Raw genomic sequence first — 11,862 nt, forward strand, 5'->3', positions numbered from 1 at the left:
ACAGTGCATATTTTTTATTGATCTAGATCAAAGGAGATATTTTAATTAATCGCATCTTAGCTGCATTCAATTGATAATTCGCGTATCGAATTTGCAAAGCAAAGTTTCATCAAAGAACAAAATTTAAATTGTCACGACTCATCTGCTGCACGCATGTTGAAACCAAAAGAACAGTGTGTTCGTGACAATCAATCGCATTCTTCCTAACTTGCAGACAAAACTATGAACACACAAACAACCCAGAGTGCCTCCCCCATAGTGCCTCCTGCGGCGCCGGGGAAAAAGAATCGCCTGATTATGTTGTGCCTGCCGATCATTGTGGCGGTGCTGTTGCTGTTGGTCCCGACCCCTGCCGGGCTGGAACCTTACGCATGGCACTTCTTTGCTATCTTCGTTGGCGTGATTGTCGGGCTGATCTTTGAGCCGCTGCCCGGTGCCGTTATCGGCCTGACTGGCGTGGTGGTGATAGCGCTGTTCAGCCAGTGGGTGCTGTTCAGCCCGGCCGAACTGGCGGATCCCAAGTTCAAAACCGCCGCACAGTCGTTCAAATGGGCAGTGAGTGGCTTCGGCAACTCCACCGTCTGGCTGATCTTCGGTGCCTTTATGTTTGCCGCCGGCTACGATAAAACCCAGTTCGGACGCCGCCTGGCGCTGATTCTGGTGAAGTATCTCGGCCGTCGCAGCCTGACGCTCGGTTACGCCATCACCTTCGCGGACCTGTTACTGGCACCGTTTACGCCTTCTAACACCGCGCGCAGCGGCGGTACCATCTACCCGATCATCGCCAACCTGCCGCCGCTGTACGGTTCCAAACCGAATGACCCGAGCGCACGTAAGATTGGTTCTTACCTGATGTGGGTGGCTATCACCGCCGCCTGTATCACCAGTTCAATGTTCCTCTCTGCACTGGCACCGAACCTGCTGGCGCTGGCGCTGGTAAAAAGCGTGGTGGGCTTCGAAATCTCCTGGGGTATGTGGTTCCTCGCCTTCCTGCCGCTCGGCGTGCTGTTGATTCTCACCATGCCGCTGCTGGCGTACTGGCTCTATCCGCCGGAAGTGAAGGTTAATGACGAAGTGCCACGTTGGGCGACCGCTGAACTGGCGAAGCTTGGCAAGCTGTCACGCAATGAAATCCTGCTGCTGGTGTTTGTGGTCTCAGCACTGATGATGTGGATCTTCGCTGCCGCATGGATTGAACCGGCGATGGCCGCCCTGCTGGTTATCGTGTTGATGCTGTGGACCGGTGTACTCAACTGGAACGATATCACCAGCAACAAAGCGGCATGGAATACCTTTGCCTGGTTCGCCACGCTGGTCGCCCTGGCAGATGGTCTGGCACGTGTGGGCTTTATCGCCTGGCTGGGTAAAGAAGGTGCGCAGCTGCTGCACGGCTATGACCCACAAGTCTCGGCGGTGGTGTTGCTGGTGGCCTTCTACTTACTGCACTACCTGTTCGCCAGTACCACTGCGCACACAACTGCGCTGTTGCCAGCGATGCTGACCATTGCCGCTTCGATTCCGGGTATCAATATGCCAGTGTTCTGCCTGATGATGTGTGTGTCCTTAGGTGTGATGGGTATCATCACCCCGTACGGCACCGGCCCAAGCCCGATTTATTACGGTAGCGGCTACCTGCCAACCAAAGATTACTGGCGTCTCGGTACCATCTTTGGTGCCATCTTCCTGATTGCTCTGATGGTTATCGCCTACCCATGGATGGTGATGATGTTCTGATGATGTTGCTCCGATGTTAAAATCGGAGCCGCGCAGTACCGTGAAAGTGTTATGATGCTCGCCAGTCAGTCCTTACGGAGGGCTGGCGAGAGAAAATCAAAAAACAGATCGCCTAATTTGTCACCTGCCACTCTGACAGGCGACACGAAGCTAAGTGAGCCAACATGTCGAACAAACCCTTCTATTATCAGAATCCCTTTCCTCTCGCCAAAGATGATACCGAATACTATCTGCTGAGCCGCGATTACGTCTCAGTAGCCAACTTCGATGGCGAAGAGGTGTTGAAAGTCGATCCGAAAGCCCTGACGCTGCTGGCGAAGCAGGCATTCCATGATGCTTCATTCATGCTGCGCGCCTCGCATCAGGCGCAGGTTGCCGCGATTCTGGCCGATGACGAAGCCAGCAAGAACGACAAATACGTTGCCCTGCAGTTCCTGCGTAACTCGGAAATTGCTGCCAAAGGTGTGTTGCCGACCTGCCAGGACACCGGCACGGCAATCATCATGGGCAAAAAAGGCCAGCGCGTCTGGACTGGCGGTGGCGACGAAGCCGCGCTGTCACAAGGCGTCTATAACACCTTTATTGAAGACAACCTGCGTTACTCGCAGAACGCCGCGCTGGATATGTACAAAGAGGTCAATACTGGCACTAACCTGCCGGCGCAGATCGACCTCTACAGCGTGGATGGCGACGAGTACAAATTCCTGTGCATCGCCAAAGGCGGCGGTTCTGCCAACAAAACCTATCTATATCAGGAAACCAAAGCGCTGATCACCCCGGCCAAGCTGAAGAATTATCTGGTTGATAAGATGATGTCACTTGGCACTGCCGCCTGCCCGCCGTACCATATCGCGTTTGTGATTGGCGGTACCTCAGCAGAAAGCACGCTGAAAACCGTCAAGCTGGCTTCCACCCACTACTACGATTCACTGCCGACCGAAGGTAACGAACACGGTCAGGCATTCCGTGACGTGGCATTGGAGCAGGAACTGCTGAAAGCCTCACAAGAGCTGGGCCTCGGCGCACAGTTCGGCGGTAAATACTTCGCCCACGACATTCGCGTGGTGCGTCTGCCGCGTCATGGCGCGTCTTGCCCCGTTGGCATGGGTGTGTCCTGCTCGGCTGACCGTAATATCAAAGCCAAGATCAACCGCGAAGGCATCTGGATCGAAAAACTGGAAGATAACCCAGGCCGCTATATCCCGGAAGAACTGCGTCAGCAGGGCGAAGGCGAAGTGGTGAATGTCGATCTTAACCGCCCGATGAGTGACATTCTGGCGCAGCTGTCATCCTATCCCGTGGCAACCCGCCTGTCGCTGAACGGCACCATTATCGTGGCGCGTGATATTGCCCACGCCAAGCTGAAAGAGCGTATTGATAACGGCGAAGGTTTGCCGCAGTACATCAAAGATCATCCGGTGTACTACGCGGGCCCGGCGAAAACCCCGGAAGGTTATGCATCCGGTTCACTTGGCCCAACTACTGCCGGTCGTATGGACTCCTACGTTGACCTGCTGCAGGAACACGGCGGCAGCATGGTGATGCTGGCAAAAGGCAACCGCAGCAAACAGGTGACTGATGCCTGCCATAAACACGGCGGCTTCTATCTCGGCAGCATCGGCGGCCCGGCAGCGGTGCTGGCGCAGCAGAGTATTAAGAGTCTGGAGTGCGTGGAGTACGCGGAACTGGGAATGGAAGCCATCTGGAAGATTGAAGTGGAGAACTTCCCGGCGTTTATCCTGGTGGATGACAAAGGCAACGACTTCTTCCAGCAGATCCACAATCAGTGTTCTGCCTGCGTGAAGTAAGGCTTTTAGCCGTGCTAAAACTAAAAATCCGCGGCTTATGGCTGCGGATTTTTTTATGGGGTGAGCACTGCGCGATGCTTACATCGCACCGAGTTGTACGTCTAACAGCATATCGGCATCATCATCGTTTTGACCAATCACGTAGATCGCCTGACGTCCCGGCAGATTCACCGTGATGATGTGCTGATCATCGGCATCCAGCACGTCATCGTGCTGTTTTTGAAACTTATGCAATGTGTTCATGTTTTTCCTTAAAATGGTGCGCGACTTTACTTTCCCTACACTCTTATATCGACAAGACCAGGCTCAAATGTAGCGGAATATTCTGCTTTCGTGATGCAGGCACTCTGTCACGGCCAAATGACAGTCTGATTAAAGAAGTAACGCACATTTCTTACTGTGAGGATGTCAGTGCCGGACAACCTGGTAGCGCCGGATAACGGATGCAATCCGCTGTCACCCCCTTCTCACTGTGCGGCGTCCCATCTGGTGCCCAGCGGTAATCCACCATGTAGGCGCGATACACCGTGTTGCCACTGTAGTGATCGCGCGGCATCGCTTTGCCGTAAAACGGGCTGACGTACTCCCAGACAATCGCGCCCTGCGGTGTCACCTGGAACAGGCGGCCGCTCTGCCCTTCGTTGATCAAGGTGTTGCCATTCGGCAGGCGCTGCGCGTTGCTGATATAGGCACTGTAGAAGGTGGAGATCGCTTGTCCCGATTTCTCGCCGGTGTACTCCCAGACGATTTGTTTGGTTTGCGGGTTCACTTCAATGACGCGTGAAGCGGAGAAGAATCCTTGCCGCGTGGGCGGGAATCCGGCGTTGCCCTGATTATCAAAAATCAGAATATTGCCAGCACCCGGTAAGCCCGGTCCGATCATGTGCACATCGTGCTCGCCAATCAGTTGATCCAGCGGACGCGGCAGCGGTGTATCCAGCTTCAGCGCTGGATAATCAGGCCCGATGCGCCACACCACTTTGTCCGTCTGCCGATCGACAATCACGGCCACGTTGCCGTTGCGCGAGTTAAACAGGATGTTGTCAGGGGCAAAGCGCTGATCGCCTTTATCAAACCACGGGTTTGGTCCCAGCGGTGCCGCCGTGTTCATATGCAAAAAGTCAGCGTCCTGACTGTCACGGATCATCGCCAGTTGCGCGTCAGAAAAACCCAGCTCATTGAGGTGATCGGCCACCGACCAGCTCCATAGCTTTTCCCCCTGCGGCGACACCTCCTCCAGCGTATTATCGATAATGCGATAGTTGTAGCCCGGCAGCTGGCGCAGTGCCGCGCCCAGCACCAGGGTGTTGCCATCTGCCAGGCGCTGGATTTCATGGTGTTGATGCACCGGCTGCTGCTGACTGCCGTATTGCCACTGTACCGCACCGTTCCAGTCCACTTCCGCCACGCTGGCATTCACCATGCCGTTGCCGGGGCTGGCTTCCTTATCGAGATCTTTCTGACGCTCCAGCTGTACCAGCAGATGCCCCCGCTGGCCGTTGATGCGATCAGTGGGAATTGGCCAGCTTGGGAATCCTTCATAGGCCCAGCGATGCACTTCCTGCCCGGTCATATCAATTAAGTGGGTTTGGTTATCGCTGCCGGGGATCACCACATAACCGTTCCAGGCACGCGCGGGATCGTAATACGTCACGCCCGTAGGAAACGCACTGGGAATGGCCGATGCACCAAATGAGATGGACAACAGGCAGACAGACAACGTTGCCGCAATACGCATGATTCACCATCCTGACTAAGGGAGAAAGAAAACGCCCTTATAGGGTAGATGCGAATGGCGGCAGGATTAGTCCGAATGAGGCATGTGGGAGAAAAGGCAGCGGCATGACCCGCTGCCTGAGTGCTTAGAAAAAGCCCAGCGGTTGCGTGCTGTAGCTCACCAGCAAGTTTTTGGTTTGCTGGTAATGATCAAGCATCATTTTATGGGTCTCGCGACCGATACCGGATTTTTTATAGCCACCGAACGCCGCATGTGCCGGATAAAGGTGATAACAGTTGGTCCAGACACGACCCGCTTTAATCGCGCGCCCCATACGATAGGCGCGGTTGATATCGCGGGTCCAGACGCCAGCGCCCAGCCCGTAGATCGAGTCATTGGCGATGGCGAGCGCTTCCGCTTCATCTTTGAAGGTCAGCACACCGACCACCGGTCCAAAGATCTCCTCCTGGAACACGCGCATGCTGTTATCGCCTTTCAGCAGCGTGGGCTGGATGTAGTAGCCGCTATCAAACGCTTCACCAATCTTCTCTACACCGCCGCCGTGCAGCACCTGTGCGCCCTCTTTCTGCGCGATTTCCAGATAAGAGAGGATTTTGTCGAACTGCTGTTGCGACGCCTGCGCGCCAATCATGGTTTCGGTATCCAGCGGATCGCCGCGTTTGATGGTTTTAATACGTTTCATGACGGCCGCCATAAACGGCTCAAAGATCGACTCTTGCACCAGCGCGCGTGACGGACAGGTACAGACTTCGCCCTGATTCAGGAAACCGAGCACCACGCCTTCTGCCGCTTTCTCGATAAAGCTCTCTTCCGCATCCATGATGTCTTCAAAGAAGATGTTCGGTGATTTACCGCCCAGCTCAACGGTGGACGGGATCAGGCTTTTCGCCGCCAGCTCGAGGATGTGCCCACCGGTAGCGGTGGAGCCGGTAAAGGCGATCTTGGCGATGCCCGGATGTGACGCCAGCGCTTCACCGGCTTCTTTACCGTAACCGTGCACCACGTTGATGACACCCGGCGGTACCAGATCTTTGATCACTTCCATAAACAGGGTGATCGACAAGGGCGTCTGCTCAGCCGGTTTCAACACCACGCAGTTACCCGCTCCGAGCGCCGGAGCCAGTTTCCACGCCGCCATTAACAGCGGGAAGTTCCACGGGATGATTTGCCCGACCACGCCCAGCGGTTCGTGGAAGTGATAAGCGGCGGTGAATTCATCGATTTCTGCTGCGGTACCTTCCTGTGCGCGCACGCAGCCCGCGAAGTAGCGGAAGTGATCTACCGCCAGCGGGAGGTCAGCGGCCAAGGTTTCACGTACCGGCTTGCCGTTATCCCAGGTTTCGTTGACCGCGATGTATTCCAGCTTCTCTTCCAGTCGATCGGCGATTTTCAGCAGCACCAGCGAACGTGCCTGCGGGGAGGTTTTGCCCCAGGCATCTGCAGCGGCCTGTGCTGCCGCCACCGCATTATCGATATCGGCCTTATCCGAACGCGGGAACTCGCCGATGGTAGAACCGTTGATGGGGGTGGTGTTGACGAAGTAATTACCGTTCACCGGCGCAACGAATTCGCCGTTGATAAAGTTGCCATAACGCGATTGCAGAGTGATGAGAGAACCTTGTTCTCCCGGAGCAGCGTAACGCATGGTGTTTCTCCTTGCGGACAGAGTGGCGAATAACAACTATGAAACCTGTTATTAACATTGATCGATCAATGTCAGCCTGTCAGATCGCAGAGCGGGAAACTGTGACCGCACCGAAGGAAAATTCCGGCAATGAGGGTTTGAGATTTATGCGTGATGATACTGCACGTCAGTCTCAGCATTGATTAAACGTTACGCTCTTGCCCGCCGCAGATGGCGGGAGTCTATTGCGCCAATTCACAGCCAGGTTATCAGCTTTACATCTCTCCAATTTCTTCCCCGCTTCGTTGCGGAAAATTCCGAGTTTTGCCGCATATGCAGCGAAAAGCGAAGCAAACGCAATGAATTTGGTCAATATGAAACAGGATACTCATCAGGAGAAAGAGATGTTGGCTTCAGCCCTGACGTTAATGCGCGCCAAAGCGAACTTTGTTCAGCAATTTATTCGAAACCCGCGCAAGATGGGCAGCATCACGCCCTCCTCTGCTGCGCTGTGCCGCACCATGTGCGATGCCGCCAACTGGGATCACAGCCTGCATATCGCCGAACTGGGTGCCGGTGACGGCGTGTTAACCCGTCATATTCTGGACAGAATGTCGCCGCAGGCTCAATTAGATGTGTTCGAGATCAGTCCAGATTTAGTGAAGAGTTTGCGCGCGTGGAGCGATCCGCGCATGCAGGTGCGTGCGTGCTCAGCCGAGTACTTGTCGGGTGAATACGATGTGATCTTTTCCGGCCTGCCGCTGCTGTCGCTGCCGCCGGAAACGCGCGAAGCGATTCTGAGCGCCGTGCACGATGTATTGGGCCCGCGCGGTGTATTTATCCAGTTTCAATACACCTCATTGACCCAACCTACCCTGTCACGTTACTTCACCTGGCAGCGCCAGCGGGTGCTGAAAAATATGCCGCCCGCCTGGGTTTATCGCTGCACACGGCATTACGCGCCCTGAGCCTGCACGCGCGGCTGCGGCCGCGTTTGCTGCCAGAATCTTTGGAGCAACTCACGTGACCAATCCTCACCGGCGACCTGCGCGCCATCATCACTCACGCCTTCCGGTAAGCAGGTGGTCATGATTTCGCGGGTAAACTCCGGGTGGAACTGCACCGACAGCGCCTGCGGGGAATAACGTAAAATCTGGCAGCCATCCAGCTCGGAACGTGCCAATACTTCAGCCTGCGACGGCGGCGTAATCACCGACTGACGATGTGACAACCACGCCTGGAATTCACCTGGTAACGTCGCTAACCAGGGATCATCACTGGCAGTGTGGGTCAGGGTTTTCAAGCCGCGCTCCCAGCCGTTCGGGTTATCACCCACTTTGCCGCCCAGCGCATACGCCATCAGCTGATGACCGTAACAGACGCCCAGCAGCGGCAGCTCCGCTTCCAGCGCACCACGGATCCATGCGGCCGTGCGTTCGCTCCAGTCGGCGTGGTCGGTGACCATTGCCCAGGAGCCGCTGAGAATCGCGCCGCTGACGCGATCAAACGCCGGCAACTCTTCGCCAAGATGCGGACGGACAATCACATAGTCTTCAGGCTGCAGTTGCAGCGCATCAATAAACCAGACGGGTTGTTCACCAATTTGCGCCACAACCTGCGGTGGCGGCACTTCGAGTTGAATCAGAGCAAGGGGTAACGCGCGGGTGTGTGTCATTCCGAATTCATTCCTTAACGGAGTCAGCTTTCGGACATCCACTTTGACAGGAAATCAGTGACCTGTCTTATTTTTTTCCTGCATAAGCTCATGCCATAACGAAAAATATTTTTGCACAATGTCACAGAAATGTACGGCTTCGTGCCATGATTAGCCGGTGATTACCCCCCTTTCATGTGAAGGATGACATTGTGGCAGTGCGGCATTTCTTTATGGTTCTGATGGTGGTCTCCATCTGGGCTTTCAATAACGTGGCAGTGAAGTGGGGATTGCTGGAACTTCCGCCGCTGTTCCTCACCTGGATGCGCTTTGTGGTGGTGGCGATTGTACTGGTGCCGTTCTGCCGAATTACGCGCGAACAGCTGCCATGGCTGCTCACCCTTGCCTTCACCTTTGGCTTTATGCACTTCTCGCTGCTGTTTGTCGGCATGCGCTTTACCGATGCCGGCACCGGTGCGATTGTGGTGCAGCTTGGTACGCCGATTGCCATGTTGCTGGCAATGCTGGTGCTAAAAGAGAAGCTGACGCTGGTACAGCTGTTTGGTATTGCGATCTCTTTAAGTGGCGTGGCGGTGCTCTCCGGCAGCCCCACGATTCCGGCGTGGTGGGTCTTATGCATCTTGTTGTGCAGCGCCTTTGGCTGGGCCATCAGCAATATGATCGTGAAGAAATCGCCGCCGATAAAACCGCTGACGCTCACCGGTTGGATCTCCTTCCTCGCCGTGCCGATTGTCGGTGCCGCTTCCTGGCTCACCGAATCGCACCAGTTTTACGCCTTAAGTCATGCGGGCTGGCGCGGCTGGTTTGGTATTCTTTACAGCGCGCTGGCTTCCTCGATTGTGGCTTATACCCTGTGGTATTCGTTGCTGAAAAAGTACAACGTCAACTTAATCATGCCTTACTCGCTGCTCACGCCCGTGCTGGCCGTGTTGATGGGCGTAATTGTGCTGGGCGATAGCATGAACAGCTTCAAAATTCTCGGGGCGTCTCTGGTAGTGCTCGGTACCGCCATTGCGGTGATCAACCTGCGTAATCTGCGCATGCACGCGCGCTTTCCTCGCCTGCGCCGCCGTTAAATTCTCTCTGCTATGCTTGAGTCTCGCGCGTTTTCCGGAGACTCAATATGGATACTCAATCTGCTGCCGCGTTATGGCAGCAACTGTGGCAAGGATTGCGTGGCGCGGAACCCCTTCCCGCGCTCAGCTTTCTCCAGCCCGATACCTTTTCTTCCGCGTTTGCCGTCAGTGAACTGGCCGCCACCAGCATCGGGTTGGCAAGCCAGGCAGTGAGCGATTTACTCGGGCAATCGGCCCCGGTTAGCGTCAATGTAAGGCTCGCCTCTCGCTGGTTTCAGCACAGCCTCACGCCGCTAAATCGCTCACCCGCCGCGCTCTGGGATCCCTTTGCAGGCGATTACGCCACCGCCGATGGCTGGATCCGTCTGCACACCAACGCTCCGCATCATCGCGCCGCCATGGAGCAGGTGCTGGGCCAACACGCCGACCGCGCCGCATTAGCGCAGCGGGTGTCTCAGTGGCAAGCGGCCGCGCTGGAGCAGGCCGTGATTGAGGCTGGCGGCTGTGCTGCGCAGATGCGCAGTGAGCAACAGTGGTTGCAGCACCCGCAAGGGCTGGCCGTCAGCAGTGAAGCGCTGATCGCCCAACAGGCCACGGGGGATGCCCCAACGCCCGGCTGGCAACTGCAGCCTGCTCGTCCGCTGCTCGGCGTGCGTGTGCTGGATCTGACGCGCATTATCGCCGGGCCGGTCGCCACGCGTTTTCTCGCCAGCCTTGGCGCGCAGGTTTTACGTATCGATCCTTACGGCTGGGAAGAGCCAACATTGGAGGAGGAGATCACCTGCGGCAAACGCTGCGCACGGCTCGATCTCAAATCCAGAGCGGGCGTTGAGCAGCTGCGCGATCTAATCAAACACGCTGATGTGCTGGTGCATGGTTATCGCGCGGATGCGCTGGAAAAGCTGGGGCTGGATGCCGAGTCACGGCGCAAACTGTCGCCCGGATTGGTGGATGTCAGTCTCAATGCGTGGGGCTGGGGCGGACCATGGCGCAATCGTCGCGGCTTTGACAGTCTGGTGCAGATGGGATGCGGCATTGCCGAACAGGGCATGGTCTGGCGTGGTAACATCAAACCGAAACCGCTGCCGGTGCAGGCGCTCGATCACGCCACTGGCTATATGATGGCCGCCGCTGTGCTGGAAGGGATGCGTCAACGTCGGGAAAATCACGTTGGCTGGCAGGCACGCCTATCGCTGGCGCGCACCGCCAGGCTATTGCAACAGTTTGGCGCGTCACCGCAACAGCCGCAGCATGGCATTACCGCGCAGCACGACGATGCCCTGCCGACAGTTGAGATCAATACGTGGGGGATTGCCGAAAGGTTGCGTGCCGCTGCATACCTGCCCGGCACGCCGATGATCTGCGCCACGCCGGGCGTCAAGCTCGGCAGCAGCGCAGCCAGCTGGTAATCAGGCTTCTTCGTCGTTGCCTTCGTTCAGCTCGTCGTACATTGCCTGAATAGCTTCACGGCTCAGCGCGGCCAGCGTGCGGTAGAACGCGCTGGTCGCGTGGGCTTCCACTTTGCCGAGGAACGCGCCGCACCACGGCAGCAGATAGTCGTCGAACAGCGCTAATTGCGCAGCAAACTCATCCTCCGCGGACTGATCTTCCAGCCACGAGGCCGCCAGCAGCAGTACGCCAAAATGGTCGGCTGGCGCGTCGCTTAACGGCATGCCACGTGAAGAGAGAAACGCACGCACATCCGCTTCTTGCGGGCCGTTTGGCCATTGTGAGGCGTAAGGCGGTACGCTGCATTCGCTGCCGACGAACAGTGCGTTGTAATCCGCCGCCAGGGCCTGCGGATCGCTATTCTGCTGCAGACGTGTTAACAGTTCATCCTGCTCCAGCGGCCACTGAGCCTTCAGTTTGCCTTCACGCAGCATGGAGAAGAGCGGCACCAGCAATGGATCTTGTGGCTGGCGGTTGAACAGCGAGCCGATGACGCGGCAGAGAATGGAAAACTCATTCATGCAACAGAATTCCTTGAGGCTAAAAGTTAAAAGTCCGCAAATTCAGCAATGTGCTTACCGGTTCGCTGTTGGAGAAAGTCGAGCAGGCGGCGCGGCGTGACATTTAACACGCGATCCTCGGGCAAATCCACTTCACGCGTAATGCGGATGCAGTGTTCGAAATGACCGAGGGTAAAGGCGGTGTGCGACTCCGACCCAAACGCCAGACGCTCGCCGGCATCACGCACCGCTTCAGCG

10 protein-coding genes and 1 pseudogene are annotated in these 11,862 nt (G+C 56.4%); 5 read left to right on the plus strand and 6 right to left on the minus strand.

Annotation, left to right across the window (positions count from 1 at the left end):
• Positions 1-222: 222 nt before the first annotated feature.
• Positions 223-1,734, plus strand: a complete 1,512-nt coding sequence (locus RT340_RS10435) for an anion permease (RefSeq protein ID WP_211727808.1) — start codon at positions 223-225, stop codon at positions 1,732-1,734.
• Between the two features lie 164 nt (positions 1,735-1,898).
• The gene (fumA, locus tag RT340_RS10440) at positions 1,899-3,542 is read left to right on the plus strand and encodes a class I fumarate hydratase FumA (RefSeq protein ID WP_097119217.1); all 1,644 of its coding nucleotides are present in this window, start codon (positions 1,899-1,901) and stop codon (positions 3,540-3,542) included.
• A 78-nt stretch (positions 3,543-3,620) separates the two neighbouring features.
• Here the strand turns inward: fumA and RT340_RS10445 are convergent, their stop codons facing one another.
• The 3 genes from RT340_RS10445 to RT340_RS10455 form a co-directional block, all read right to left on the minus strand.
• Entirely contained in the window at positions 3,621-3,785 is a 165-nt protein-coding gene (locus RT340_RS10445) for a hypothetical protein (protein WP_211727807.1), read from the minus strand.
• Positions 3,786-3,936: 151 nt separating this feature from the next.
• Positions 3,937-5,280, minus strand: coding sequence for an aryl-sulfate sulfotransferase (locus RT340_RS10450; RefSeq protein ID WP_211727806.1), 1,344 nt, complete (start codon positions 5,278-5,280; stop codon positions 3,937-3,939).
• 124 nt (positions 5,281-5,404) lie between these two features.
• Positions 5,405-6,925 (minus strand): aldehyde dehydrogenase family protein, encoded by a 1,521-nt coding sequence (locus RT340_RS10455; protein WP_160832521.1) that lies wholly within the window; start codon positions 6,923-6,925, stop codon positions 5,405-5,407.
• 383 nt (positions 6,926-7,308) lie between these two features.
• Between RT340_RS10455 and RT340_RS10460 the strand changes: the two genes are divergently transcribed.
• Positions 7,309-7,872 (plus strand): class I SAM-dependent methyltransferase, encoded by a 564-nt coding sequence (locus RT340_RS10460; protein ID WP_211727972.1) that lies wholly within the window; start codon positions 7,309-7,311, stop codon positions 7,870-7,872.
• Here RT340_RS10460 and RT340_RS10465 read toward each other — a convergent pair.
• Positions 7,860-8,579 carry a glutamine amidotransferase gene (locus RT340_RS10465; RefSeq protein WP_058959686.1) on the minus strand — a complete coding sequence of 240 codons (720 nt, stop codon included), beginning with the start codon at positions 8,577-8,579 and terminating at the stop codon, positions 7,860-7,862. The two genes, RT340_RS10460 and RT340_RS10465, sit on opposite strands and share 13 nt — an antisense overlap.
• A 191-nt stretch (positions 8,580-8,770) precedes the next feature.
• Between RT340_RS10465 and RT340_RS10470 the strand changes: the two genes are divergently transcribed.
• Complete coding sequence (locus RT340_RS10470) at positions 8,771-9,655, plus strand: DMT family transporter (RefSeq protein WP_211727805.1); 885 nt, start codon at positions 8,771-8,773, stop codon at positions 9,653-9,655.
• 47 nt (positions 9,656-9,702) lie between these two features.
• A complete protein-coding gene (locus tag RT340_RS10475) occupies positions 9,703-11,064 on the plus strand; it encodes a CoA transferase (protein WP_313375790.1) in 1,362 nt (453 codons plus the stop codon).
• Here RT340_RS10475 and RT340_RS10480 read toward each other — a convergent pair whose 3' ends face one another.
• Positions 11,065-11,625, minus strand: a complete 561-nt coding sequence (locus RT340_RS10480; protein ID WP_211727804.1) for a molecular chaperone — start codon at positions 11,623-11,625, stop codon at positions 11,065-11,067.
• 26 nt (positions 11,626-11,651) lie between these two features.
• A pseudogene (locus RT340_RS10485) lies at positions 11,652-11,862 on the minus strand (phosphatase); the annotation flags it as partial.

The sequence above is a fragment of the Pantoea sp. CTOTU50773 genome (genome assembly GCF_032082325.1).
Lineage (GTDB): Bacteria > Pseudomonadota > Gammaproteobacteria > Enterobacterales > Enterobacteriaceae > Pantoea > Pantoea communis.